21 protein-coding genes and 2 pseudogenes are annotated in these 24,542 nt (G+C 66.9%); 10 read left to right on the top strand and 13 right to left on the bottom strand.

Annotation, left to right across the window (positions count from 1 at the left end; genetic code table 11):
• Positions 1-127: 127 nt before the first annotated feature.
• Complete coding sequence (yidA, locus tag AC5P7F_RS15505) at positions 128-961, bottom strand: sugar-phosphatase (protein ID WP_164077387.1); 834 nt, start codon at positions 959-961, stop codon at positions 128-130.
• Positions 962-1,110: 149 nt separating this feature from the next.
• On the opposite strand from yidA, the gene AC5P7F_RS15500 reads away from it, so the two are divergent.
• Positions 1,111-1,773 (top strand): exopolysaccharide biosynthesis protein, encoded by a 663-nt coding sequence (locus AC5P7F_RS15500; protein ID WP_164077386.1) that lies wholly within the window; start codon positions 1,111-1,113, stop codon positions 1,771-1,773.
• A 131-nt stretch (positions 1,774-1,904) separates the two neighbouring features.
• On the opposite strand, the gene AC5P7F_RS15495 is transcribed toward AC5P7F_RS15500, so the two are convergent.
• From AC5P7F_RS15495 to AC5P7F_RS15485, 3 genes are all read right to left on the bottom strand, one after another.
• A complete protein-coding gene (locus tag AC5P7F_RS15495; protein ID WP_049441987.1) occupies positions 1,905-3,215 on the bottom strand; it encodes a PQQ-dependent sugar dehydrogenase in 1,311 nt (436 codons plus the stop codon).
• A complete protein-coding gene (locus AC5P7F_RS15490) occupies positions 3,208-3,648 on the bottom strand; it encodes a DUF2231 domain-containing protein (RefSeq protein ID WP_041863928.1) in 441 nt (146 codons plus the stop codon). Before AC5P7F_RS15490 ends, AC5P7F_RS15495 begins: the two co-directional genes overlap by 8 nt.
• Positions 3,649-3,756: 108 nt before the next feature.
• Positions 3,757-4,167 carry a hypothetical protein gene (locus AC5P7F_RS15485; RefSeq protein ID WP_075076244.1) on the bottom strand — a complete coding sequence of 137 codons (411 nt, stop codon included), beginning with the start codon at positions 4,165-4,167 and terminating at the stop codon, positions 3,757-3,759.
• A gap of 248 nt (positions 4,168-4,415) precedes the next feature.
• Here AC5P7F_RS15485 and AC5P7F_RS15480 point away from each other — a divergent pair, with 248 nt between their 5' ends.
• Together AC5P7F_RS15480 and AC5P7F_RS15475 are read left to right on the top strand one after the other, a co-directional pair.
• Positions 4,416-6,182: a S8 family serine peptidase gene (locus AC5P7F_RS15480; protein WP_088375310.1), complete on the top strand. Its 1,767-nt coding sequence runs from the start codon at positions 4,416-4,418 to the stop codon at positions 6,180-6,182.
• Positions 6,182-6,760: a DNA breaking-rejoining protein gene (locus AC5P7F_RS15475; protein ID WP_164077385.1), complete on the top strand. Its 579-nt coding sequence runs from the start codon at positions 6,182-6,184 to the stop codon at positions 6,758-6,760. The genes AC5P7F_RS15480 and AC5P7F_RS15475 overlap by 1 nt, the downstream gene beginning before the upstream one ends.
• A gap of 259 nt (positions 6,761-7,019) precedes the next feature.
• Here the strand turns inward: AC5P7F_RS15475 and AC5P7F_RS15470 are convergent, their stop codons facing one another.
• From AC5P7F_RS15470 to cyoA, 5 genes are read right to left on the bottom strand one after another with little or no spacing between them, the layout of a single operon-like run.
• Positions 7,020-7,700: an SCO family protein gene (locus AC5P7F_RS15470; protein WP_164077384.1), complete on the bottom strand. Its 681-nt coding sequence runs from the start codon at positions 7,698-7,700 to the stop codon at positions 7,020-7,022.
• A gap of 11 nt (positions 7,701-7,711) precedes the next feature.
• Positions 7,712-8,044, bottom strand: a complete 333-nt coding sequence (cyoD, locus tag AC5P7F_RS15465; RefSeq protein WP_006399830.1) for a cytochrome o ubiquinol oxidase subunit IV — start codon at positions 8,042-8,044, stop codon at positions 7,712-7,714.
• 1 nt (position 8,045) lies between these two features.
• Positions 8,046-8,681: a cytochrome o ubiquinol oxidase subunit III gene (gene cyoC / locus AC5P7F_RS15460; RefSeq protein ID WP_014648729.1), complete on the bottom strand. Its 636-nt coding sequence runs from the start codon at positions 8,679-8,681 to the stop codon at positions 8,046-8,048.
• The gene (gene cyoB / locus AC5P7F_RS15455; RefSeq protein WP_032958781.1) at positions 8,678-10,654 is read right to left on the bottom strand and encodes a cytochrome o ubiquinol oxidase subunit I; all 1,977 of its coding nucleotides are present in this window, start codon (positions 10,652-10,654) and stop codon (positions 8,678-8,680) included. The genes cyoC and cyoB overlap by 4 nt, the downstream gene beginning before the upstream one ends.
• Before the next feature lie 5 nt (positions 10,655-10,659).
• The gene (gene cyoA, locus AC5P7F_RS15450; RefSeq protein ID WP_014648731.1) at positions 10,660-11,565 is read right to left on the bottom strand and encodes a ubiquinol oxidase subunit II; all 906 of its coding nucleotides are present in this window, start codon (positions 11,563-11,565) and stop codon (positions 10,660-10,662) included.
• Positions 11,566-11,747: 182 nt separating this feature from the next.
• On the opposite strand from cyoA, the gene AC5P7F_RS15445 reads away from it, so the two are divergent.
• From AC5P7F_RS15445 to AC5P7F_RS15430, 4 genes and pseudogenes are all read left to right on the top strand, one after another.
• Positions 11,748-13,163, top strand: coding sequence for an aminotransferase class I/II-fold pyridoxal phosphate-dependent enzyme (locus AC5P7F_RS15445; RefSeq protein ID WP_049441994.1), 1,416 nt, complete (start codon positions 11,748-11,750; stop codon positions 13,161-13,163).
• Positions 13,164-13,234: 71 nt separating this feature from the next.
• A complete protein-coding gene (locus tag AC5P7F_RS15440; protein ID WP_014648733.1) occupies positions 13,235-13,495 on the top strand; it encodes a hypothetical protein in 261 nt (86 codons plus the stop codon).
• Positions 13,495-14,067 (top strand): annotated as a pseudogene (locus AC5P7F_RS15435) (DUF6436 domain-containing protein); the annotation flags it as partial. The gene AC5P7F_RS15440 and the pseudogene AC5P7F_RS15435, both read left to right, overlap by 1 nt.
• A gap of 36 nt (positions 14,068-14,103) precedes the next feature.
• Complete coding sequence (locus AC5P7F_RS15430) at positions 14,104-15,618, top strand: aminotransferase class I/II-fold pyridoxal phosphate-dependent enzyme (protein ID WP_164077383.1); 1,515 nt, start codon at positions 14,104-14,106, stop codon at positions 15,616-15,618.
• A gap of 367 nt (positions 15,619-15,985) precedes the next feature.
• Here AC5P7F_RS15430 and AC5P7F_RS15425 read toward each other — a convergent pair whose 3' ends face one another.
• The 3 genes from AC5P7F_RS15425 to AC5P7F_RS15415 form a co-directional block, all read right to left on the bottom strand.
• Entirely contained in the window at positions 15,986-17,287 is a 1,302-nt protein-coding gene (locus AC5P7F_RS15425) for an aminotransferase class V-fold PLP-dependent enzyme (RefSeq protein ID WP_142235080.1), read from the bottom strand.
• Positions 17,287-19,689: a TonB-dependent receptor domain-containing protein gene (locus AC5P7F_RS15420; RefSeq protein WP_142235079.1), complete on the bottom strand. Its 2,403-nt coding sequence runs from the start codon at positions 19,687-19,689 to the stop codon at positions 17,287-17,289. Before AC5P7F_RS15420 ends, AC5P7F_RS15425 begins: the two co-directional genes overlap by 1 nt.
• Before the next feature lie 217 nt (positions 19,690-19,906).
• The gene (locus tag AC5P7F_RS15415; RefSeq protein ID WP_014648738.1) at positions 19,907-20,308 is read right to left on the bottom strand and encodes a hypothetical protein; all 402 of its coding nucleotides are present in this window, start codon (positions 20,306-20,308) and stop codon (positions 19,907-19,909) included.
• A 185-nt stretch (positions 20,309-20,493) separates the two neighbouring features.
• On the opposite strand from AC5P7F_RS15415, the gene AC5P7F_RS15410 reads away from it, so the two are divergent.
• From AC5P7F_RS15410 to AC5P7F_RS15400, 3 genes and pseudogenes are all read left to right on the top strand, one after another.
• Positions 20,494-21,321, top strand: a complete 828-nt coding sequence (locus AC5P7F_RS15410; protein ID WP_164077382.1) for a helix-turn-helix domain-containing protein — start codon at positions 20,494-20,496, stop codon at positions 21,319-21,321.
• Between the two features lie 13 nt (positions 21,322-21,334).
• Positions 21,335-22,414 carry an alpha/beta hydrolase family protein gene (locus tag AC5P7F_RS15405; RefSeq protein ID WP_164077381.1) on the top strand — a complete coding sequence of 360 codons (1,080 nt, stop codon included), beginning with the start codon at positions 21,335-21,337 and terminating at the stop codon, positions 22,412-22,414.
• Between the two features lie 54 nt (positions 22,415-22,468).
• Positions 22,469-23,140: pseudogene (locus AC5P7F_RS15400) on the top strand (VOC family protein).
• Position 23,141: 1 nt separating this feature from the next.
• On the opposite strand, the gene AC5P7F_RS15395 reads toward AC5P7F_RS15400, so the two are convergent.
• Positions 23,142-24,542: a TPM domain-containing protein gene (locus tag AC5P7F_RS15395; protein WP_164077404.1), complete on the bottom strand. Its 1,401-nt coding sequence runs from the start codon at positions 24,540-24,542 to the stop codon at positions 23,142-23,144.

The raw sequence follows: 24,542 nt of genomic DNA, 5'->3' as shown, positions 1-24,542 counted from the left end.
GCGTGTGCCAGCCAAGGTTGGCACCTGCCGGGGCGAATGGGGCCTGGTAGAGGCCGACCTTGCTCGGCGCTTGCCGATTGTGTGTGCCAACCAAGGTTGGCAGCTACCAGAGCATAGGGACGCGCGGTTACTGCAGGACGAAACGCTCGATCGCGCGCGCCACGCCTTCGTCGGCATTGCTGCTGGTCTCAAACCGCGCCACCGCCTTCACCGCATCGATGGCATTGCCCATGGCCACGCTGGTACCGGCGTACTGCAGCATGGTGAGGTCGTTCTCCTGGTCGCCGATGGCCATCACGTTGGCCCGCTCAATGCCCAGGTACTCGGCCAGCTTCTGAAGGCTTGGCCCCTTGCCCGCGCGGTGGTCGAACACTTCCAGGAAGAACGGTGCGCTCTTCAATACCGCGAAGCGCTTGGTCAGCGCGCTGGGCAGGCGCGCGATGGCAGCGTCCAGCACCTCGGGTTCGTCGATCATCATCAGCTTGATGAAGGACATCGATGGGTCCATGTCTTCCACGCGGCGATACGACAGCGGCATCCGCGAAAGATGTGAGTCGGCCACGGTGTAGTAGCTGATGTCCTGGTTGGGCGTGTACATGCGCTGGCTGTCCAGCGCCTGGAAGTGCACGCCCAGGTCGCGGGCGACCTGCTCGCAGAACAGGAAGTCGTCGAAGCTGAGCGGATACTCGACCACGGTTTCGCGCGTGCCGATGCGCTGCACCAGGCCGCCATTGCAGGCGATGCAGTAGTCGTCGTTGCCGGTGATGCCGAGCTCGTGCAGGTACGGCGCCAGGCCGGGAACCGGGCGGCCACTGGTCAGCACGATGTGCACGCCCAGTGCGCGCGCCTGCGCGATGGCCTTCCTGGCGCGGGGGGTGAGCTGGTGCGACGGGTCCAGCAGCGTGCCATCCATGTCGATGGCGACCAGTTCGATGGTCGATTGCCTGCGGCCCATGTCCATTGCGTTCAACTCGTGCGGGGCACGCCAGTTTACCCCCTCATGCCCGGTTCACCTCTTTGCCCACGTTGGCCGGGATACTGCAGGAGCCTGTGCGTCCCCCACCGCAGGACGGCCCGCTGACCGCCCTTCCCTGGAGAACCTTGCGACGCATGACCTACCGTGCCCCCGAAACCAACGACAGCGCCCCCCTGGCCCAGCAGATCGAGCAGATGATCGACGAGCTGCCCGGCGACCAGGTGAGCGTCGGCACCCTGCTCAGCGCGCTGGGCGATGAGGGCCTGCTGCTGATCGTGATCCTGCTCTCGGCCATCTTCATCATTCCGGTGTCGATTCCCGGGCTGAGCACGGTGTTTGGCGCCTCGATCCTGCTGATCGGCCTGAGCCGGGTGCGCAACCGCCCGCTGTGGGTGCCGCAGAAGCTGGCGCGCCCCGGGATCGCCACCGACAAGCTGAAGGCCAACCTGGGCCGTGCGCTGAAATGGGTGCACCGCATGGAGCGGCTGTCGCGGCCGATGCGGCTGGCGGTGATGGTGCGCTCGAAGAAGATGATGCGCCTGAACAACCTGATGCTGGTGTTCGCGACCCTGCTGCTGATGGCACCGGCCGGGCCGATTCCCTTCAGCAACACGCTGCCGGCGCTGGCGCTGATGTCGTTTGCGATTGGCTTCATCCAGCGCGATGGTGCGGCGGTGGCAGCCGGCTACGGCTTCGTGGTGGCCACGGTGGTGTACTTCGGCGTGCTGCTGGGCGGCGTGGGATTTGCCGCCGAATCGGTGTTCAGCGGGTTCCGCAGCAGTACCGCCGAACTGTAGAGCCGAGCCCATGCTCGGCTGCTGTTCGCTCGGTGCACGGAAACCCGCGCGCTGCGCGCTTAAGCCGAGCATGGGCTCGGCTCTACAAAGGCCGGATCCACAGCAGTCGAGCGTGGCTCGACGCTACACAGCTATTTCGCCGACACCCGCCACACCACGTCGCCCACGTCGTCGGCCACCAGCAGTGCGCCCTCGGCATCCATCGCCATGCCCACCGGCGCACCCATCAGGGTCTTCTCGTCCTTCGAGGTGAAGCCGCTGACCACGGTCTGCGGCCGCCCGGTCGGCTTGCCGTCCTTGAACGGTACGTAGACCACTTCGTAGCCACTCAGTGGCGAGCGGTCCCAGCTGCCGTGCTCGCCGATGAAGGCGCCGCCGTGGTACTGCGCCGGCAGTGCCTGGCCGGTGTAGAACAGCAGGCCCAGCGGTGCCACGTGCGAGCCGATGGCGTAGTCCGGCACGATCGCCTTGGCCACCAGGTCCGGCCGCTGCGGCTGCACGCGCTCGTCCACGTGCTGGCCGTAGTAGCTGTAGGGCCAGCCGTAGAAGCCATCTTCCTTCACCGAGGTGAGGTAATCCGGCACCAGGTCGGCACCGATCTCATCACGCTCGTTGGCCACGGCCCACAGCTGGCCAGTGCTCGGCTCCCAGTCCAGCCCGGTCGGGTTGCGGATGCCCGACGCGAAGATGCGGCTGCCACGGGTGGCTACGTCCACCTCCAGCACGACCGCGCGGCGGTATTCGACGGCCAGGCCATTTTCAGTAATGTTGCTGTTGGAGCCGACGCCCACGTACAGCTTGCTGCCATCGCGGCTGGCCAGCAGTTCCTTGGTCCAGTGGTGGTTGATGGTGCTGGGCAGGTCGGTGAACTCGCGGCCCTTGTCGGACATGCGGGTTTCGCCGGGCACGTAGTGGTACTGCATGATGTTGCCGGTGTTGGCCACATACAGCGTGTCACCGATCAGCTGGATGCCGAACGGCGAGTGCAGGCCTTCGATGTAGACGTGCTGGGTCCAGGTGTTCGTGCCTGGCGAGCGGCGCAGCAGGGTGACCCGGTTGCCGCCCTTGCCAGCCTTGCCCGAGCGCGCCTTCACCTTGCCGGCGATCCACTGCTTGGGTGTGGTGACCGGCTCTTCGCCGGGGCCATTGCCTTCCACCACCAGTACATCGCCGTTGGGCAGGGTCAGCAGCCGGCGCGGGTGCTGCAGGTTGGCGGCGATGCGCTCGATCTTCAGGCCTTCGGCCACCGTGGGGGCCTGGCCGTCGGCCCAGCCCACGCCCTTGGGCACCTGCATCGGCGGCATCAGGAAGTTGGCCGGCTTGGGCAGTGGCGGCTGCGGTCCCGACTGGTCGGCCGGATGGTATTCGGCCTTGCCGGCGCAGGCCGACAGGGTGACGGCCAGTGCCAGCGCGGCCACGGTGGGCAGGATGTGCTTAGCCATGACGACCTCCCTGCAGCACCGGCGGCTGCAATGACAACAGGATCAGGCCCAGGGCGATCAGGGCCACGGTCAGCGCCGACAGGATCGTGCCCGGCACAGCAACGGCATACGCATCGCGGCTGTGCACGAAGGCATTCCAGATGGCCAGCACCACCGCGACCAGGTTGAGGAAGAAGTCGATGCGGTCGATGCGGGTGGCCGTGCCGTTGCGGCGCCAGACCGCGAACAGGTTGATCAGGCGCGGCACGATGGCGATCAGCAGGCCGAACGTGATCAGCCAAGCGGCGGCCTTGCCCCACATCACCTCGGCGCTGTTGAGATAGATCGCGTCGAAGATCAGTGCACCGACGAAGAAGCCGAAGGGTATCGGGTTCAACAGGCTGAACAGCGTGGTGCCGAGGCCGCGATGGGCCTGGGCGAGCGGATTTACCATCATCGTGCTCCGTGCGGAAGGGTGCACGGACTGTAGTAGCACAGCGCGATGTGAGGGCGCGCGATGACGCCCCGGCGGGGCTGCCACACCCACCGGGCAGGCACCGCACTACGTGGGTTCGTCCTCGCGCACCTCGTGGAAGGGCAGCATCGTCTCGAAGCCGAATTCGTGTTCCATGCTGGTGCGGACCAGGCCGCCGATGGCGTAGTAGCTGGTATTGGCGTGTACATCGATGCCACAGGGACCATCCTCAGCCAGCAGGTGCAGTGTCTGCGCCCTACGCATCTTCACTCTTTCCTCCTGCAGCAGCGCGCGTCGGTGCCGCTTCATCAGCAAGCGCAACTGTTTGATCGTGGTGATATTGAATGTGGCGAGCGCCGGCAGCAGCTCGGCGATATCCGCATCGGTCCAGTAATCATGGCGACGGTGGTACATCGACAGCACCACCTTGCGGATGGCGGCAACCGAGAGCGGGGTCTGGTCTGCGCGCGCACGTGCACGCTGGCGTTCCTTCTTCATGTGTCTTCACCTGCATGTGGTTACCCGAGTTTCCCGCACCCGAAGCAAGCGCGCGAAGATGGCGTGAAGGCATTCGCGCGCCCTGTCATAACCTGACGTACTAAGTGTTTGTGACGCAATTTGCATATTCGTACATTGCGGATGTGAAGAGGTAGGGGGTTCTCCGTTGTGTCGCGTTTGGCTCGTTGCGATGGGGCAGTTCCGCCCCGCCGTCCTGCCATGCCGATTCACAACAGAAGGATTCGTGTATGAAGCGACACACGCAACGCTCCGCGCCACCGCGCTCCGCGCGCCTGGCCCTTGCCACTGCCCTGGTGCTGGGCAGCCTGGCCGCCACCGCGCAGGCCCAACAGGCCGATCCGCTGGCGAGTATCCAGTGGCACCTGCTCAACACCGGGCAGACCGTCCCGGCCGACACCCTGCCGGTGGCCGGCAACGACCTGAACGTGGATGGCCTGTTCCGCAACGGCATCCGTGGCCAGGGTGTCACCATCGCCATCGTCGATGATGGCCTGCAGATCGCGCATCCGGACCTGGCGGCCAACGTGGCGGCGGTGGCCGGCAAGAACTTCACCAACGGCTCGAACAACCCCACCCCGACCAACCCGGACGTCGACAACCACGGCACCATGGTCGGCGGCATTGCTGGCGCGGTGGGCGCCAACAACCTGGGCGTACGTGGTGTGGCGCCGGCGGCGACGCTGAAGGGCTTCAACCCGATTTCGCGCTCAGCCCTGGGCAACCAGCAGAGCAACATCGAGTACGCCTGGTGGGACGGCGCGGAGTCGGCCGACGTGCAGGTGTTCAACAACAGCTGGGGCGCCGGCCCGGGCAATCCGAACCTGCCGCTGGCGTACAGCGAAAACACGATTCGTTCGTATGAGCAGGCACTGTCTGGTACGCGCGGTGGCCGCGGCGGCATCTACGTGAAGTCGGCGGGCAACAACTTCAACAATGCCTCGATCAGCCAGACCCAGGATGTCTGCACCACCGACACCAAGAACCGCAACACCGGCTGCGTGCCGGCCGGACGCGATCCGCGCAACAACCTGTTCAACGTGATCACGGTAGGCGCGGTGCGTGCCGATGGCGTGCGCTCGTCGTATTCCTCCACCGGCTCGGCGCTGTGGGTGTCGGCCTTCGGCGGCGAATACGGCCTGCAGGCCCAGTACGCCCCCGGCCTGGTGGCACGCGCCTACGACCCGGCCATCGTCACCACCGACGTGACCGGGTGCGCGCAGGGCAGCAACAAGAACACCAACCGTCAGAACACGCTGGACAGCAACCTGTCGGCCATCGACAGCACCTGCAACTACACCGCCAAGATGAACGGCACCTCGGCGTCAGCGCCGATGGTCTCGGGCGTGGCGGCACTGGTGCTGGAAGCCAATCCGAACCTGTCCTATCGCGATGTGAAGTACATCCTGGCCACCACCGCCACCCGCAACCACCCGAACCAGCCGGCGGTGACGCTGGCCGACGGGCGCACGCTGGTGCCAGGCTGGACGGTGAATGCTGCCGGCCGTGCCTACAGCAACTGGTATGGCTTCGGCGTGGTCAACGCTGCACGCGCGGTGCAGGTGGCCGAGAACTTCCAGTCGCTCGGTGCGCTGGTCGACAGCGGCTGGCGCAACACCACGCGTACCGTGGCCATCGGCAACACCTCGGCCGCCGCTGCACGCCTGACCTTCCAGTTGGCCAACGGCGCGCGCAACATCGAAAGCGTGCAGCTGGGCTTCCGGGTCAACCACCGCAACACGCGCCAGCTGCAGTTCGTGCTGGTGTCACCCAGCGGTACCCGCAGCGTGGTGCAACCGGCGTTCACCGCGATCGGTTCGGGCACGGGTGGCGCGCAGAGCAACTTCACCAGCTGGGACCTGCTGTCCAGCAATGCCTTCCTGGATGAGAACGCCACGGGCACCTGGACGCTGGAAGTGACCGACATGGGGCAGGCCGCGACCGCTGCATCGCGTGGCAACCTCGAATTCTTCAAGATCCGCGTTCTGGGGCACTGATGATGAAGACCACCATTCTGTTGAGCACGCTCGCCTTCGCGGCGATGACCTTCCCTGCCTGGGCACAGAGCTCGGGGCAGACCCCTCCGGCCAGGACCCTGTCGACCGTGGATGCTCAGGAACTGAAGGCGTCCGCTACCGGCCGCTCGTTCGATGTGGGCGGCACGCGTTTCCAGCTGTCGCCCTCGGCAACGGTAAAGCAGGCCAGCGGCGGCCAGTTCACGATCACCCCGCAGGCGGCGGCGACCACCAGCGCGCGTACCAAGCGTTCGCTGGATGGCGCCGCGGCGGCGCCTGCTGATGCCGGTGCCGGCAAGTTCGCGGCGGCGGTCTCCCGTGACGGAGCGCCGGTGGTGGCGACCTCGCGGGTCAAGGTGTTCTTCACCGATGCAGCATCGGCCCAGCGCGCGGCTACGGCCACCGGTGGCACCGTGGTGAAGGTCTCCAAGGCGTCGGGCCAGGCGATCGTGGAGTACCCGTCGGTGAACGCGGCGCTGGATGCGAGCACCAGGCTGCTGTCCACCGCCGGTATCCGCGCCACCGAGCCGGACGTGGTGCAGTGGGAAGAGACCAAGTAAGGCGTTGAGCGGTGCCCCGGCCGGCTGGCTCTCCTGGCCGGCCGGGGATTGGTGTGGGGGTGTGCCGACCAACGGTCGACACCTGCCGGGGCCGTGCGCGTGTAGAGCCGAGCCGATGCTCGGCTGCTGTCTACGGGGTGCCGCAGGCGCGGTGCGCGCGGCGCCGAGCATGGGCTCGGCTCTACAGCTGTGCCAACCAAGGTTGGCATCTACCAGGAGCAGATTCGGACGTGCCAACCAAGGTTGGTACCCACCGGCGTTACCGCGCGGCCAGTGTGCCGCTGTGCTTGAGGTGGCAGCTGGCCAGCGCGTCGTTGCCGGCGGCCGGGTGGCCGGGCTCGAGCAGCAGGCGCTGCACGTCCGAGAACAGCTTTTCCACCGGCATGCCGTACGGCGCGAACAGGCGCAGGCGGCCCTGGCGGTCGAACACGTAGCCGCCGGCAATGTGGCTCATGGTGTAGGTATCCGGTACCTGACCGGGTTCCTTTTCGTAGAACGCCTTGAAGTCGCTGGCCATCGCGGCCAGCTGCGCTTCGTTGCCGACCAGCGCGATTGCCTTGGGATCGAACGCTTCCACATAGGTGCGTGCGACCTCCGGCGTGTCGCGGGCCGGGTCGACGCTGACGAACACGACCTGCAGCTGATCGGCATCCTTGCCCATCAGGTGCTTGACCTGGCTCAGCTCGACCATCGTGGTCGGGCACACGTCCGGGCAGCTGGTGAAACCGAAGAACAGATAGGTCACCTGCCCCTGCAGGTCCTTCGGGCCGCGCACGGTGCCGCGGCTGTCGGGCATCGACCACTGCTGGCCAAGTTCTTCGCAGGCGATGTCCTTCGCATAGAAGTCCATGCGCGACTGCGCGCTGCAGCCGGCCAGCAGGCCGAGCAGCAGGCCTGCGGCCAGGCGCAGGCCACGATGGGGGAACGCAATGCCTTTCACGGTTCGCCAGCTCAGTTGATCATCATGTGGTAGTGCATGCTCCAGATGATCCAGACCGACAACGCGACGACGATGAACAGGATCACCAGGGTGAACACGAAGCTGGCCAGGTTCCAGCCACCTTCGGACTTGCGGTCCATGTGCAGGAAATAGACCAGCTGCACCAGGATCTGCGCCACTGCGAAGCCGACCAGCAGGAACAGCGTGAGCGGCCGCGACAGCACCGGATTCATCACCAGTGCGAAGGGCACCACGGTCAGCAGCGCGCACAGCACGAAGCCGATCAGGTAGGACTTGGTGGAGCCGTGCGCATTGCCGGCGCGCGAGGTTTCGACGTGGGCCATGTCAGAAGGCTCCGATCAGGTAGACGAAGGTGAAGACGCAGATCCACACCAGGTCCAGGAAGTGCCAGAACAGGCTCAGGCACGACACGCGGGTGATGTTGGTCGGGGTCAGGCCACGGCGGTAGACCTGGTGCATGACCACCGCCATCCAGATCAGGCCGCTGGCCACGTGCAGGCCGTGGGTGGCGACCAGCGCGAAGAACGCCGACAGGTAGGCACTGGTGCTCGGGCCCGCGCCTTCGTGGATCAGGTGCGAGAACTCGTAGATCTCCATGCCGATGAACGAGGCACCGAGCACGAAAGTCACGCCCAGCCAGCGCAGCACCGCCGAGGCATCGTGGCGATGCATGGCCAGCACGGCCTGGCCGTAGGTGATGCTGGAGACCAGCAGCAGGAAGGTCTCGGCCATCACGAACGGCAGCGAGAACAGGTCCTTGCCGGTGGGGCCACCGGCGTAGGCGGTGCTGAGCACCGCGTACGAGGCGAACAGCGAACCGAACAGCACCAGGTCGGACATGAGGTAGACCCACATGCCGAACACCTTCATGCCGCCCTGTTCGTGGCCGTGGTCGTGCTCGTGGTGGTCCTCGTGCGCCTGCGTGTCGCTGGCCAGCTCGGGGCGGGTCAACAGGTTCATGCGCGTACCTCCTTCAGCTTGGCAAGGTTGGCCGCTTCGGTGCGCGCCACCTCTTCGGAACTGACGTAGTAATCCACGTCCTCGTCGTAGGACCGCACGATCAGGGTCACGATCATCGCGATGAAGCTGGCCGCGGCCATCCACCAGATGTGCCAGACCAGGGCGAAGCACAGCACCAGGATCCAGATGTTGAGGATCAGCGGCACGCCGGTGTTCTTCGGCATGTGGATGGGGGCGTACGTCTTCGGCGGCGGCGGCAGGCCGCGCTTCTTCGCTTCGTGGAAGGCATCCAGCTCATCGGCCTTGGGCACCACGGCGAAGTTGTAGAACGGCGGCGGCGACGGCGTGGCCCATTCCAGCGTGCGTGCGTTCCACGGGTCGCCGGTCAGGTCCAGGTTGCGCTTGCGGTCGCGCACGCTCACGTAGATCTGCACCAGCATCAGGATGATGCCCGCGAACACGAACAGTGCACCGATGAAGGCGGCGATCAGGTACGGCGTCCACGCCGGGTTGTCGTACTGGTTCATGCGGCGGGTCATGCCCATGAAGCCCAGCATGTACAGCGGCATGAAGGCCAGGTAGAAGCCGATCACCCAGCAGGCGAACGACCACTTGCCCAGGCGCTCGTTGAGGGTGAAGCCGAACACCTTCGGGAACCAGTAGGCGAAGCCGGCCAGGTAGCCGAACAGCGCGCCGCCGATGATGGTGTTATGGAAGTGGGCGACCAGGAACAGGCTGTTGTGCAGCAGGAAGTCCGCGCCCGGGATGGCCAGCAGCACGCCGGTCATGCCACCGATGGTGAAGGTGACCAGGAAGGCGATGGTCCACAGCATGGGCACGCTGAACTCGACGCGGCCGCCGTACATGGTGAACAGCCAGGTAAAGATCTTCACGCCGGTGGGGATGGCGATGATCATCGTCATGATGCCGAAGAAGGCATTGACGCTGGCACCCGAGCCCATGGTGAAGAAGTGGTGCAGCCAGACGATGAACGACAGGATGCCGATCGCCAGCGTGGCGCCCACCATCGACTTGTAGCCGAACAGCTTCTTGCGCGCGAACGTGGCGGTGACTTCAGAGAAGATGCCGAACGCCGGCAGCACCAGGATGTACACCTCCGGGTGGCCCCAGGCCCACACCAGGTTCACGTACATCATCGGGTTGCCACCCAACGTGTTGGTGTAGAAGTTGAAGTCCAGGTAGCGGTCCAGGGTGAGCGCACCCAGCGCCACGGTCAGGATCGGGAAGGCGGCGATGATGATCACGCTGGTGACCAGCACGGTCCAGGTGAACACCGGCATCTTCATCAGGGTCATGCCCGGCGCACGCATGCGCAGGATGGTGATGAACAGGTTGACGCCGGTCAGCAATGTGCCGATGCCCGAGGCCTGCAACGCCCAGATGTAGTAGTCCACGCCTACGCCCGGACTGAACTCGATGCCCGACAGCGGCGGATAGGCCACCCAGCCGGTCATGGCGAACTCGCCAACGCCCAGCGAGATCATCATCAGCGCGGCGCCAACCACGAAGATCCAGAAGCTGAAGGCGTTGAGGAACGGGAACGCCATGTCGCGTGCGCCGATCTGCAGCGGCACGATGATGTTCATCAGGCCGACCACGAACGGGGTGGCCACGAAGAAGATCATGATCACGCCATGCGCGGTGAAGATCTGGTCGTAGTGCTCCGGTGGCAGGAAGCCATCACTGCCTGGCCCGGCCGCGGCCAACTGCGCGCGCATCATCAGCGCGTCGGCGAAGCCACGCACCAGCATGACCAGCGCCACTACCACGTACATGATGCCGATCTTCTTGTGGTCCACGGTGGTGAACCAGTCGCGCCAGAGCACGCCCCATAGCTTGAAGTACGTCACCGCGCCAAGCAGCGCGAGGCCACCCAGCACCATGGCCGCCAGCGTGACCACGACGATCGGCTCGTGCAGCGGCACGGCCTCCCACGTCAATTTACCCAACATGTTCGTTACTCCTGGGAAACCTGGGCACCACCGGCAGCACCCGCCGGGGACGCAGCAGCGGTGTTCTCACCGACGCCGATGAACTGGTCGATGACCTTCTTGAACAGCAGCGGTTCGACGCTGGAGAAGTGCTGCACCGGCGCGTTCTTCGACGGTGCGGCCAGCGCCTTGAACTGGTTGAAGTCCAGCGCCTGTGGTGCGCTGCGTACCTCGGCCACCCAGCGCTCGAACTCCTCGTTGCTGCTGGCGGTGGCAATGAACTTCATGTTCGAGAAGCCATGCCCGCTGTAGTTGCCGGACATGCCACGGAACTGGCCGGGCTCGTTGGCGATCAGGTGCAGCTGCGTGCGCATGCCGGCCATCGCGTAGATCTGCCCACCCAGCTGCGGGATGAAGAAGGTATTCATCGTCGAGTTGGAGGTGATGTTGAACGCCAGCGGGCGGTTGGCCGGGAAGTTGAGCTGGTTGACCGTGGCGATGCCCAGGTCCGGATAGACGAACACCCATTTCCAGTCGGTGGCGATCACGTCCACGTGCAGCGGCTCACCGGCCACGTCCAGCGGCTTGTACGGGTCCAGTTCGTGGGTCGACTTCCACACGATCACGGCCAGGCCGGCAATGATCAGCAGCGGCACGCCCCAGACCACGATCTCCACCTTGGTGGAGTGCGACCAGTCCGGCGTGTATTTCGCCTTGGTGTTGCCGGCGCGGAAGCGCCAGGCGAATACGAAGGTCAGCACGATGGCCGGTATCACCACGATCAGCATCAGGCCGATGCAGATCAGGATCAGGTCGCGCTGGGCGAGCCCGACCATGCCCTTCGAATCCAGCAGCACCCAGTCACAGCCCGACAGGCCGACGCAGGCCAGGGCGACCAGCGCCAGGCGGATGCGGTTCCAGCAGATATTCATTGGAGGTCAACCCTGTTGAAGAAGCGCGCTTGACCGGCTCGCCTGCGCGCAGCGCCCGGGCGTGGAGCGGCTACACTGTGGGTACGAGGTCGCCTACAAGAGAGCGATCAACTCCAATCAAGCCCATACAATATACATCATTGTATGGACTTGTGCATCTGCACGTATGGAAAAACTGACCGATGACGCCACCTGCCGCCGGCCGCCGCCTGAAACACCCCAATCGCACCTGGGTTCGCCCCTTCCGCGAGGGCGCTGGCCCGCTGTACCTGCAGATCGCCCAGCAGGTGCGCGAGGCAGTGGATGACGGCGTGCTGCGTCCGGGCGACCGGCTGCCGCCGCAGCGCGACCTGGCCCAGCAGGTGGGCGTGGACCTGACCACGGTCACCCGGGCCTTTGCCGAGCTGCGCCAGGCTGGCCTGCTGGATGCGCAAGGCGCCGGCGGCACCTTCATCGCGCTGTCGGCCGGCAACCGCAGCACCTCGGTGGACCTGAGCATGAACATCCCGCCGCTGCTGGGCAGCGCGCCGTTCGCACAGGGCATGGAGGCCGGTTTCCAGCACGTGGGCCAGCAGCTGGGCCAGGGCGAACTGATGAGCTACCACGTCGGCGCCGGCACCCGCGAGGACCGCGCCGCCGCCGTGCAGTGGCTGTCACCGGTGCTGGGCACGGTGGGTGCCGACCAGGTGGTGATCTGCCCCGGCGCGCAGACCGCACTGTGCGCACTGATCCTGGCCCGCACCCAGCCGGGCGAGCTGATCGCCGCCGAGCAGCTGACCTACCCGGGCCTACTGGCCGCCGCGCGCGTGCTGCAGCGGGGTGTGGTGCCAGTGGCGATGGATGCCGAAGGCATGCTGCCCGAAGCGCTGGAAGAGGCCTGCCAGCTACGCCGCCCGCGCCTGCTGTACCTGGTACCGACCATCCAGAACCCGACCACGGCGACGATGTCGGCACAACGCCGGCAGGCCCTGCTGGCGGTTGCCAAGCGCCACGATCTGACCGTGATCGAAGACGATCCCTACTGGTTGCTGGCCGGGGACGCCGCACCGCCGCTGGCCGCCCACCGCGACGCCGGCTGCCCGGTGTATTACATCTCCACCCTGTCCAAGTGCCTGGCACCGGGCCTGCGCACCGCCTACCTGGTGGTGCCGGGCGGCGAACCGATGGAACCGGTGCTGGACGCCCTGCGTGCGATCGCGCTGATGCCGACCCAGTCAATGGTGGCGGTGGCGTCGCAGTGGATCCGCAGCGGCCAGGCCCAGGACATGGTGCAGCGCTTCCAGCAGGAGCTGCGCGAGCGCCAGGCGATTGCCGCGCAGTACCTGCCGTCCCGCGCGCGGGCGCACCCGGCCGGCCTGCACGTATGGCTGCCGCTACCGCCGCGGCTGGACCAGTACCGGCTGATCCAGGCCGCACAGGAACAGGGGCTGGGCATCGCCAGCTCGGACGCCTTCAGCGTGGAGGAACCGCCACCGGGCAACGCGATCCGCCTGTCGCTGGGCGGCGCAGTTGACCAGGATGCGCTGGCCGGGGCGCTGGCCAAACTGAACGAGATCCTGTCTGAGGCCCCCGAGGCCCGGCACAACGCCATCGTCTGAACCGGGCGCATGGCGCCGAATCCATACAAAATGATATTTTGTATGCAATGTATGGATGAAGGGACGCGTCGATGCGCGCCGAGAGACTGAAGTTCCACCTGGTAATGGCCGGCTGTGGTGGCTTTGTGGTGTTGATGCTGGCCGCGCTGGCCTGGGTCTGCCTGCAGCCGCAGACCGTGGATGTGCAGGCCGCCGAGCGCCACGCCATCGAGCAATGCGTGCAGCGCAGCGAGGATCCGTCGCGTAGCGAGATCCAGCGTCGCGCGCAGGCCGACTCCTGCCGCGAGATGCGCAAGCAGTACGTGCACAAGTTCGGCGGGGACGCGTCCTGATGGGCGCAGCCGCGCCGCGCCGCCGCTGGCTGCTGCCGACGATGATCGCCCTCGCCTGCCTGTTCATGGCCGGCGTGGCGGCTGCGCTGTGGCAGTACTTCGGCTACAGCGCGCAGTCGACGTTCACCGAACAGGCCATCGTCTTCGACGACTCGCAGCTGCGCCTGCCGTCCGATCTGGCCGGTGATACCGGCCGCATCCGCGTGGTGCACTTCTGGGACCCGGCGTGTGCCGTCTGCAACCGCGAAACCGGCGCACACCTGAGCTACCTGATCAGCATGTACCGCCGCGCCGGCATCGACTTCTATGCGATCCGCCGCCCCGGTACCCACGGCGAACTGCCTGAGCCGCTGCGCAACAAGGTGATCAACCTGCCGACCATCGACGGCATCGAACACATCCCGGCGAGCCCTGCCGTGGCGATCTGGGACCGGCAGGGCCACCTCGCCTATGCCGGCCCGTACAGCATCGGCATGGTCTGCAACTCGGCCAACAGCTTCGTCGAACCACTGCTGGACAGACTGGTGCGCGGCGAAACCGTGCGCCCGAAAGGACTGCTTGCCGTGGGCTGCTACTGCCCCTGGCAGGCCAAGCGCTGTGGACGCGCAATGACACCACTGACGCTGGCCGCTGTGGCCGCCACAAGCAATAACGGCGGTCACCTGTCCGAACCGACCGATGGTTATGGACAGGCTCCCGCCGTTGGAAGCAACGATACGCCCCGACATGCTCCGTACATGCCGCGACCGGATGTCGCAGCCCGCGAATGGGTGCAGGACGTGCTCGCGCACAACGGTCCGATCTACCTGCGCATCGTCAATTCGCTGGAGCGCACGGTGCGTCGCGGTGGGCTTGCACCAGGACAACGCCTGCCCTCGCAGCGTGCGTTGGCGCAGCAGCTCGGCGTCGACCTGACCACGGTAACGCGGGCGTTCGACGAAGCGCGCAAGCGCGGCCTGATCGAGGCACGCGGGCCACAAGGCAGTTTCATCGCACCACCCAAGGCCGGCTTCGACCAGGTGGTGGACCTGAGCATGAACGTGCCGCCGGTGCCCGATGCCGATGCGCTGGCCGAGACCCTGCGCCGCGGTGCCGCCGCCGTGCTTGCGCGCAGCAACGCGCCGAACCTGATGACCTACCACCTGGGCGGCGGCAATCCCACCGACCGCCACGCGGCAGCGCGCTGGCTGCAACCGATGCTGGGCGCGGTGGAGGATGCCAGCCTGTTGCTGACCGAAGGCGCGCAGGTGGCGCTTGCCGCGATCCTGGTCAGCCAGGGCCGCGACGATGATGCGATCCTCTGCGATGCGCTGGTCTATCCGGGCCTGCTGCAGGCCGCCGCCGCACTGGGCCGGCGGCTGCTGCCGGTGGACAGCGACGAACACGGCATGTGCCCCGATGCGCTGGCCCGGCTGGCACGCGAAAGCGGCGCGCGGTTGGTCTATCTCAACCCCACCTGCCAGAACCCGACCGCGCTGACCCTGCCGCTGCAGCGGCGCGAAGCGCTGGCGCGTGTTCTGGAGAGGGAAGGCCTGCTGGCGATCGAAGACGATCCTTACTGGCACCTCGCCGAGGATGCACCGACACCGCTGGCGGCGCTGGCACCGCGCCATGTGTTCTACGTGGCGACGCTGTCGAAGGTGATCAGCCCCGGCCTGCGCACTGCGTTCGTGCAGTGCCCAAGCGCTGCGCACGCCGAGTCGATGACGGCTGCATTGCGGGCGACGCGGTTGATGGGTCATCCGCTGGTCTCGGCGTTGGCCAGCCAGCTGCTGCTGGATGGTTCGGCGCAGTCACTGCTGGCCCAGGTGCGCACCGAGGCACGCGAGCGCATGCGCATGGCGCGCTACCTGCTGGCGCCTTCGCTGCTGCTGCGCGCCGAAGGCCTGCATGCCTGGTGCCGGGTACCAGCGCCATGGACTGACGCCACCCTGGTGCGTACCGCACAGCTGCAGGGGCTGGCGATCGCGCCCTCATCGGCGTTCTGCCCGCCGGGGGGGCAGCATCAGAACGGCGTGCGGCTGTCGCTGGGGCTGGCGGCCGATCGCCGGCAGCTGGAAAGTGCGCTGCGACGGATTGACCGGTTGTTGTTGTCGGACGCGTTGCCGGCGATCGAGCGGTAGCCCTGGAATGGGATGTGCCGACCAACGGTCGGCACCCACCCGACCGGTAGTGCCGGCCGCTGGCCGGCGGAAGACTCCTCAGCACGGTTGGAATGTGCCAACCAACAGTTGGCACCCACCCGACCGGTAGTGCCGGCCGCTGGCCGGCGGAAGATTCCCCGGCACGGTTGGAATGTGCCAACCAAGGTTGGCACCCACCCGATCGGTAGCGCCGGCCGCTGGCCGGCGGAAGATTCCCCGGTACGGTTGGAATGTGCCAACCAACAGTTGGCACCCACCCGACCGGTAGCGCCGGCCGCTGGCCGGCGGAAGATTCCCCGGCACGGTTGGAATGTGCCAACCAAGGTTGGCACCCACCAAAGCAGGGTCAGGCCAAGGCGGAGAGGGCCTTCACCAGCGCATCCATCTGCTGCGGCCGGGTGAACACCGACGGCGTCACCCGCACGCAGGCGCCGGAGTCCAAGCCGTCGCGATGGGTGGTGAACACGCGATGCTCATCCAACAGGCGCTTCTGCAGCGCGATGTTGTCAGCCACGCTGGTGCGCCCGCGCAGGCGGAAGCTGGCCAATGCACTCGCCAACGCCGGATCCGGCGAAGACAGTACTTCGATGTGCGCCATCTGCCGCGCCGGCAGCGTCCAGCGCTCGCGCAGGTAACGCAGGCGCGCCTGCTTGTTGTCCGCACCGATGCGCTGGTGCAGGGCAATCGCCTCCGGAAGTGCCAGGTAAGCGGCGAAGTTGACCGTGCCGGTATGTACGCGGCTGCCCACGCGGCCGTCGTCGGTCTCGCCCATGTACGGGTCGAGGTCCGCAACGCGGCCCCTGCGCACGTACATCGCGCCGACACCGACCGGTGCGCCGATCCACTTGTGCAGGTTGATGCCGACGAAATCGGCCTTGAGCTGCGGCACCGCGTAGTCGATCTGGCCGAACCCGTGCGCCGCATCGACGATCACGTCGATACCGCGTGCGCGTGCACGCTCGGCGATCTCGGCCACCGGCAGCACCAGCCCATGGCGATGGCTGACCTGGGTCAGCAGCACCAGCTTCAGGCGTGGCAGCCGCGCGAACGCGGCCTCGTAGGCCTGCAGGATCTGCGCATGGTCGGGCACCACCGGCAGCGTGATGCGCTCGACCTGCACGCCACGGCGCTGCTGCAGCCAACGCATCGCACCGATCATGCTGTCGTAGTCGATGTCGGCGTACAGCACCTGGTCGCCGGGCCGCAGGCGGTTGTAGCCACCGATCAGCGCCAGCATCGCTTCGGTGGCGCCACGGGTCAGTGCGATCTCGTCGGCGCCCACGCCCAGCAGTTCGGCCACCTGCCGCTGCACCGCCATGTACTGCGCCGGGAACTCATGACGGCCGTACCAGGCGTTACCACGGTTCACCTCGGCGGTGTGGCGCTGGTAGCTGGCCAGCGTCTCGCGGCCCATCGCGCCCCAGTAGCCGTTCTCCAGGTGGTTCACTTCATCGGTGATGTCGAAGTGGCTGGCCACGGCGGCCCAGTAGCCTTCATCGCGGGCCAGCGCGTCCGGCGCTACGGTCGTTGCGGGAATCTGCATGGGCGCAGCGTAACCCGCGGCAGCCATGGCGGGCAGTGAAGACAGCGCAGCTGCAGCCGGCAGCAGTGCACCGGCACGCAACAGGACGCGGCGGTTGCGGTCCATCAGAAGCTCAGCCGGTACTGTGCGTACAGGTTGGCACCGTCGGTGTCGTACGGCGCGTTGCGCGAGTAGACCAGGCCGCGACTGGCCTGGAAGGTGGCTTCGTCCGGATAGCGGTCGAACACGTTGTCGGCACCCACGCGCAGGCTGTGATGTTCGTTGATGCGATAGCCGACGGCCAGGTCGAGGAAGCTCATCGCACCGAAACGCTGGTAGATATCGCCCACCGCATTGCCGCTGGAATCGGTCCAGGCACCGTAGTAGCGCATGCGCGCCATCAGCGACCAGGCACCGATGTCCCAGCTGCCGGTCAGGCTGCCCTTGTGCTCGGGCAGGCGATCTTCGAACAGCACGCGCTGGGTCTCGTTGGTGGCCACCGAGGTGCTGCCGTTGTCCACGCGGGTGCGGTTGTAGTTGTAGGCCAGGGTCAGCGTCATGCGGCCCGCGCCGAGGTCGCGCAGGTAGTTGCCGACCACGTCCACGCCGGTGGTGGTGGTGTCGAAGTCGTTGGTGAAGTAGTTCACCGAGGTATAGCCCAGCGGATTGGGCGTACCGGCCGGAATGGCGAAACTGGCCGACTGGCTGAAGCGGTCGGTGAGCTTGATCTGGTAGACATCCACCGAGCCGGACAGGCCCAGGTCGGTGCGCCAGGTCAGGCCCAGCGATGCGGTACGCGATTCTTCCGGCTTCAACGGCCTGGCACCGAGCAGCTGCGCCAGCGGATCGTTCGGCGACAGGCGGCCGCTGGTGAAGATCTGCAGCGTGCGCGTATCCAACCCCTGGGTGGTGCTGGTGGTGTTGAGCTGCGCCGGCGTCGGCGCGCGGAAGCCGGTGGACACGGTGCCGCGCAGGGCGACGTCCGGGGTGATCGCGAAGCGCGCCGACAGTTTGCCGTCCAGTGTGCTGCCGAAGCTGGAGAAGTCCTCATAGCGGCTGGCTGCACCGATGCTCCAGCGCTCGCCCAGCGGCACTTCCATGTCCACGTAGGCGGCCTTGCTGCGCTGGCTCCACTGCCCGGCCTGGCTGGCCGAGAAGCCCGGCGCGCCATTGGAGTTGGCCTCCAGGCCCGCGGCCGCGCCCGGACCCACCGCGTACGAGGCCGGATCACCGGCGCGCACCTGGTAGGTTTCCTGGCGGAACTCGCCACCGAAGGCGACGTTGATCGGCTTGGACAGCGCAGCCACGTCCCATTCGTAGTTGAAGTCGGCGTTGGCGTTCTTCTCGGTCTGGGTGAGGCGGCCGAGATCGAAGTCGGTCGGGCTGGCCGGACCGAGCGAGGCATTGATCGAGTTCTTCAGGCGATAGTCGATGGCGTTGCGGCCATACGAGGCGCTGACATCCCAGCGCAGCTTCGGCGTGATCTCGCCGCGCAGGCCACCGACCAGCTGCAGGTCGTTCTGCACGTTGCCGTACTGCGGGCTGAAGCCGACCGGATACAGCGAGCGCAGGTTCCAGCCCGGGAAGATGGCGGTGGTGCGGTACGCGCCGGTGGTGGTGTCCGGGTTGCGCCAGTTGAAATCGCTGACGCCATCGCTGTGGCTGTACAGGCCAAAGGCATAGAGCTCCAGCGTATCGCTGGCGTTGGCCTTTACGTTGAAGCCGACGCGGCGGCTTTCCAGTTCCGGCTGGCCCCAGCGCTGCACCGGGTTGGGCACCTCCAGCTCCGGATGCGCGGCCTGGAAGGCGATGGCATCGGGGCGCTGGCGGGTGCGCGAGGTGGCGTCGGAGGTGGACGATTCGGCGAACAGCACCAGGCTGCCGTAGTCACCCAGCGACCAGCCAGTGCGCGCACTGAAATCGCGCGAAGCACCGTCGCCCTGCGCGTACTGCGAGTAGCCGGCGGTGATCTCGCTACCCGGCCCATCCTCCAGGATGATGTTGATGACGCCGGCGATGGCGTCCGAGCCGTACTGCGCCGACGCGCCATCACGCAGCACCTCGATGCGCTTGATCGCGCTGGTTGGAATCTGTGCCAGATCAGCGGCCTGTGCACCACGGTTGCCGAGCAGCGCGCTGCGGTGGAAGCGGCGGCCGTTCACCAGCACCAGGGTCTGGTCCGGCGACAGGCCACGCAGCGTCGCCGGACGCACGAACACCTGGCCGTCCGCCATCGGCAGGCGCTGCACCACGAACGACGGCACCAGCTGGGCCAGCACGTCCTTCAGGTCGGTGGATTCGACGGACCTGATGTCTTCCTTGCTGAACACATCCACCGGCGCCAGCGTTTCGAACTGGGTGCGGTTGGACGCGCGGGTACCCGTGACCAGCATCGCGTCGAGCTGGGTGGGCGCGGCGCGGCTGCCGCCGGCGGCATCGACCGCATCGGCCTCCGCTGCGATCGCGCCTCCTGCGCTGGCCATGGAAAGGGCAAGGAGGATGGAACGCGAAAGCTTCGAACGATGCACGGCAGGGCTCCGGGAGGACGCGACAGGGCCAGCACCTGTGCGCACACAACAGGCCTGGACAAGGCGCGCAGTCTCGGCGCGATGTGTGAAGGAGGCATGACGTCAGTACGACAGCTTGATGCGCCAACCAAGGTTGGCCCCTGCCAGGGCTCATCCGTAGATCCACGCCATGCATGGGTGGCAATGCAGACCCACGCCCCATCCCCGCACACAGCGGCTAGCCGTTGGCGTCGTCGCCAAAGCCGAATCGGGCCGGCCGTGCCGTTCGCAGCGGAACGAACATCATGGCAGCGAACACCACCAAGGCGGGGGTGGACATGATCCAGATGCCCCTGTTGCGAATCCCGATCCCCATGAAGTCGACCTGCAGATCGCCGATCCATTGCAGCTGCGTCAGTATCATCACCAGCCCGCCGATAGTCGCGCACGGCAACCCACCGTGACCGGCCCCCAACAACGTCGGTGTCAGAAACCCGCCCAGCAACGCGAAGCCGACACGGTACACCCAGGGGTTGCCGCGCCACCGTGGCGCGCCGAACAACATCAGCAGCATCAGCGCCAGGGTCAACAGACTGGGAAGTACCCAGAGGGCAAGCAGCATTTCGATCATCTCGATCATCGGCCGGGCTCCGCTGGCCTGGCATCCCCCGTCGTCGATCGCATCTCCCTGCCCCCCATCACGTCCATGAAGCACGCATTGTTGCCGGTACGCAGGCAGACGCAAAGCCCGGCAGCGCAAGAACTGCTAAACGCCGCGCCTGCCGATCCGCTACTGTGCCGGCATTGGATGCGGGGAACGGCAGGATGAGCGCGGCAGGCAAGGCGTTGTGGTACATCGAAACCCATGCGGACCAGCCATTGGCGCTGGCCGATATCGCCGCTGCGGCCGGCCTGTCGCCGTTTCATCTGTCACGCCTGTTCCAGGCCCGCACCGGCACCTCGGTGGTGCGCTACCTGCGCGGGCGCCGCCTGACCGCTGCCGCGCAGCGGTTGGCCAACGGCGCGGGCGACATCCTGCAGGTGGCGCTGGGGGCCGGCTACACCACCCATGCTGCCTTCACCCGTGCCTTCAGCGAACAGTTCGGGCAGACACCGGAACGGGTACGCGAACAGGGCACCGATGGGCTGACGCTGGTGCAGGCGATCCGCCTGGACGAGGCCCCGTCAGCCTGCATTGAAGCCCCCCGGCTGCTCGATACGCCCGCGTTCCAGCTGGCAGGCGTCGGCATGCGGCATACCCGCGACAGCAGCGGCGCGATTCCGGGCCAATGGGCCCAGCTCAACCGCGAGTGGCCGACGCCGGCACCGGTCAGCTTCGGCGTGTGCTGCAACAGTGATGACGATGGTGGCTTCGACTACATTGCGGCACTACCGGCAAGCACGGTGCCGAGCGTGCCTGCGCACTGGCGACGCGTGGACATCCCGGCGCGCCGCTACCTGGTGGCTTGGCACGGCGGACACATCTCGGCCATCCGCTCGACCTGGTTCTGGTTGCTGGATCATTATCTCCCTGCGTCCAACCTGAGCCTTGCCGATGCGCCGGACCTGGAGCGCTACGACACCCGGTTCGACGAGCACAGCGGCAACGGCGGCGTGGAGATCTGGCTGCCGGTGGAAGAACGTCCCCACTGACAAGGAGTTGAAGATGCGCATGACCGCTGCTGTGCTGGGAGGAATGCTGCTGGCGTTCGCGAGCGTCGGCGCCGCCCGCGAAAGCGGCGTCGCCGGCGAGCGCCACGGCACGACGACGCTGGCCAGCGCCGCCGTGCGCGACGCAGGGCACCGCGACGCGCTGCGCTACACGGTCTGGTATCCGGCACCGGCCGGCAGCCGCGAAAACGCGCTGACCATCGGTCCACCCGACGCGCCGCTGTTCGACGCCGGCCGGTCGGCCAAGGATGCGCCGGTCGCGGGTGATCGCCTGCCGACCCTGCTGCTCTCGCATGGCAACGGCGGCAGCGCGCGCATGATGGGTTGGCTGGGCACGGCGCTGGCGCGGGCCGGGTATCTGGTGATTGCGGTGGATCATCCAGGCAACAACGGCGTTGACACCATGACCCTGCCCGGCAGCCTTCTGAACTGGTTGCGCGCCGATGACCTGCGTGCCGCACTGGCGGCCGTGCAAGCTGATCCGGTGCTGGGCCCGCATGTCGATCCTGAGCGCCTGGGGGTCGCCGGCTTCTCGGCCGGTGGCTACACCGCGCTGCTGGCAGCCGGTGCGCGACCGGACCTGCAGCGATTGCGGGACTTCTGCACCGCACATCCGGATGACGGCGTCTGCCGGCCCCAACAGGAGGCGGCAACGCACACGATGGAGGCGCGCGTTGCCGCTGCGGCGTCGCCCGAGCTGTCGCCATGGATGTCCCACGCCAACGACGCACGCGCCATTCCCGGCGTGCGCGCGGTGTTCCTGCTGGCGCCGGCAATCGTGCAGGCCTTTGCGCCCGAGCAGCTCTCCTCGCTGAAACAGCCGGTGTCGATCGTGCTGGGCCAGGTGGACACGGTCGCGCCACCACAGACCAATGGCGAGGCTGCGCGTGCGGCGATTGCGGGCGCTGCACTGCAGGTGCTGCCCGGTGTCGGCCATTACGATTTCCTCGCCGCATGCACCCCGGCCGGACAACAGCGGCTGCAGGACCTGTGCAGCACATCGGTGCCGAAGGCGCAGACCCACGCGCAGGCAGCGGACGCGGCAATACGGTTCTTCAACCATTCGCTGCGCTAGTGGCCGCCGGGCATCGCCCGGCGCTACAGTGGGCGCGTCCACGGAGAATCGATCATGCGCCTGCTGCACCTCACTCTGCCGGTATCCGACGTCGCTTCCGTGGCCACATATTTCCACGATGTGCTGCAGCAGCGCGTGGTCAGCAACCATGTGCACGTCGGCTGGAGCACCCTCGAACTTCAGCCTGCGGCGGGGCGTCCGGTGGGTGGCGTGCATCTGGCCTTCAACGTGCCGGACAACCGCTTCAGCGAGGCAATGACGTGGTTGCGTGAGCGCACGCCGCTGCAGCGCAATCCGGCGGGGCTGGACTACTTCGCGCTGGAGAGCAGCTGGTAGTCGCAGTCGGTGTACTTCACCGGCCCGGACGGCCTGATCCTTGAACTGATCGGCCGCCGCCGCCTGCCGGCCAGCGCTCGCGAAGGCGTGTTCCATGGCAGCGAGCTGACCTGCCTGAGCGAAGTCGGCCTGCCCAGCCGCGATGTCGAGGCCGTACGCGAACTGTCCAACCAACGTTTCGGCCTGCAGCCGATCAGCCCGGCTTCGCCGCAGTTCGCACCGATGGGCGACGACGAGGGCCTGCTGATCGTGGTCGCGGCCGATCGACGGTGGTTTCCCGAGCAGAAGGACCTGCCCAATGCGCAGGGGCTGTTGCTGCAGGTGGGCGACGTGGCTGGCCCCGGTGTCGTGGAGGACGTTGTGCTCGGCTGGCGGGTACAGGCAGCCTGAACTACCAGCTGCCCGACGCACCACCTCCGCCGCTGCGGCCGCCGCCTCCGGACCAGCTGCTGGAGCTGCTCGCAGACGAACTTGACGACGGGCTGCTGGACGCACTGCGGTGGCCGACGGATGATCTGCGGCTGCCGCGTGCCTTCTCACCGGGCAGCATGGTGAAAATCCAGGCGAAGTACAGCACGACCGTGCCGGCACTCCACCCGATCGTCGCGGCAAGGCGTGCCACCGGGTCGGCGCGATCAATGGCCAGCAGTGCGAAGAGCACGTAGCCAGCGGTCAGCAGCAAGAGCACTGCGAACCTCACCCCGAAGCTGCTGCGGTCCTTGTGCCAGCGCGCGCGGCACGCCTGCACGAGGAAGAACAGCAGCATGGCTACGATGCCTGCCGCCAGGTCCAGCAACGTGTGCAGGGCCAGACTGGGCGGCAACTGGCCACGCAGCATCATCACCACCAAGAACCCCGAACTGACCCCGAGCATGCCGAGCAGCACCACGCGCACACCTCGGCTGCGGCGCCAGCACCAGCCAAGCAGGCTCGCCACCGGTACGCACAACGCCAATACGATGCAGACCGCTGCCAATGCCTGGCGTGGCGCCCACATAGCCGCCGACAGCAGACCCGCGGCTACCACAGCCGTCACCAGCAGCGGGCGACCCCAGGCCGGCAATCGCTTCGGGCGCGCCTGCGGCGTGGTGACCTCGCGTGGCGCTCCACGCTGGCGCTCGCGATGCCTGCGTGCGAGGTCGTCCGGCATCCTGGCCGCGGGCGCCGAGGGCGGTGAGCGCCACAGACCCGCAAGGAAGCCGGCCAGCAGCGTCAGTGCAACCACGGAGTCCGCGCTGCGCCAACCGGCCGGCAGCACGTCGCGCATCGATGGCGCTTCCCAGGCCGGCAGGTCCTCGCCATCGATCAGCGCGACCACGACCTTCGTTCCATCCAGCAGGCCCTGGTCAAGGTCGCCATCGCGGAAACGCGGCACGATCGCCTTGTCGATGATGCGGGCGGCATAGGCATCTGGAATCGCGCCCTCCAGACCGTAACCGGTCTGGATGCGTACACGGCGGTCCTGCACGGCCACGAGCAGCAGCACGCCATCGTCAACGCCTTCGCGGCCCAACTGCCACTGGTCGAACACCCGCTGCGCGTAGGCCTCGATGCCCTCGTCGCCAGCATGGTCGACCACCAGCACCTGCAGCTGCGCGCCGGTGCGCGCCTGCAACTTGAGGGCCTGCGTGCGCAGTATGTCGCGGGTATCCGCCGAAAGTGCGTTGGCGGCGTCCACCACCGGGTCATCCAGCGCAGGGACCGCAGCACCGGCCATCACCACCATCGGCAACAGGCACAACAGCATCAACAGCCATGCCGTGACCCGGGTGCACGTCATCCTGCGCAGCAT

This window comes from Stenotrophomonas sp. YJH_SMC_105-26, from assembly GCF_059368915.1.
The sequence above is the reverse complement of the archived record's forward strand: the minus strand, read 5'-3'. Positions and strand labels throughout refer to the sequence as shown.

What these genes read in the sequence shown, in the direction of transcription:
- yidA (WP_164077387.1), bottom strand. Translation starts at nt 961, where the DNA reads ATGGACATGGGCCGCAGGCAATCGACCATCGAACTGGTCGCCATCGAC.
- AC5P7F_RS15500 (WP_164077386.1), top strand. Translation starts at nt 1,111, where the DNA reads ATGACCTACCGTGCCCCCGAAACCAACGACAGCGCCCCCCTGGCCCAG.
- AC5P7F_RS15495 (WP_049441987.1), bottom strand. Translation starts at nt 3,215, where the DNA reads ATGGCTAAGCACATCCTGCCCACCGTGGCCGCGCTGGCACTGGCCGTC.
- AC5P7F_RS15490 (WP_041863928.1), bottom strand. Translation starts at nt 3,648, where the DNA reads ATGGTAAATCCGCTCGCCCAGGCCCATCGCGGCCTCGGCACCACGCTG.
- AC5P7F_RS15485 (WP_075076244.1), bottom strand. Translation starts at nt 4,167, where the DNA reads ATGAAGAAGGAACGCCAGCGTGCACGTGCGCGCGCAGACCAGACCCCG.
- AC5P7F_RS15480 (WP_088375310.1), top strand. Translation starts at nt 4,416, where the DNA reads ATGAAGCGACACACGCAACGCTCCGCGCCACCGCGCTCCGCGCGCCTG.
- AC5P7F_RS15475 (WP_164077385.1), top strand. Translation starts at nt 6,182, where the DNA reads ATGATGAAGACCACCATTCTGTTGAGCACGCTCGCCTTCGCGGCGATG.
- cyoD (WP_006399830.1), bottom strand. Translation starts at nt 8,044, where the DNA reads ATGGCCCACGTCGAAACCTCGCGCGCCGGCAATGCGCACGGCTCCACC.
- cyoC (WP_014648729.1), bottom strand. Translation starts at nt 8,681, where the DNA reads ATGAACCTGTTGACCCGCCCCGAGCTGGCCAGCGACACGCAGGCGCAC.
- cyoB (WP_032958781.1), bottom strand. Translation starts at nt 10,654, where the DNA reads ATGTTGGGTAAATTGACGTGGGAGGCCGTGCCGCTGCACGAGCCGATC.
- cyoA (WP_014648731.1), bottom strand. Translation starts at nt 11,565, where the DNA reads ATGAATATCTGCTGGAACCGCATCCGCCTGGCGCTGGTCGCCCTGGCC.
- AC5P7F_RS15445 (WP_049441994.1), top strand. Translation starts at nt 11,748, where the DNA reads ATGACGCCACCTGCCGCCGGCCGCCGCCTGAAACACCCCAATCGCACC.
- AC5P7F_RS15440 (WP_014648733.1), top strand. Translation starts at nt 13,235, where the DNA reads ATGCGCGCCGAGAGACTGAAGTTCCACCTGGTAATGGCCGGCTGTGGT.
- AC5P7F_RS15430 (WP_164077383.1), top strand. Translation starts at nt 14,104, where the DNA reads ATGACACCACTGACGCTGGCCGCTGTGGCCGCCACAAGCAATAACGGC.
- AC5P7F_RS15425 (WP_142235080.1), bottom strand. Translation starts at nt 17,287, where the DNA reads ATGGACCGCAACCGCCGCGTCCTGTTGCGTGCCGGTGCACTGCTGCCG.
- AC5P7F_RS15415 (WP_014648738.1), bottom strand. Translation starts at nt 20,308, where the DNA reads ATGATCGAGATGATCGAAATGCTGCTTGCCCTCTGGGTACTTCCCAGT.
- AC5P7F_RS15410 (WP_164077382.1), top strand. Translation starts at nt 20,494, where the DNA reads ATGAGCGCGGCAGGCAAGGCGTTGTGGTACATCGAAACCCATGCGGAC.
- AC5P7F_RS15405 (WP_164077381.1), top strand. Translation starts at nt 21,335, where the DNA reads ATGCGCATGACCGCTGCTGTGCTGGGAGGAATGCTGCTGGCGTTCGCG.
- AC5P7F_RS15395 (WP_164077404.1), bottom strand. Translation starts at nt 24,542, where the DNA reads ATGCTGCGCAGGATGACGTGCACCCGGGTCACGGCATGGCTGTTGATG.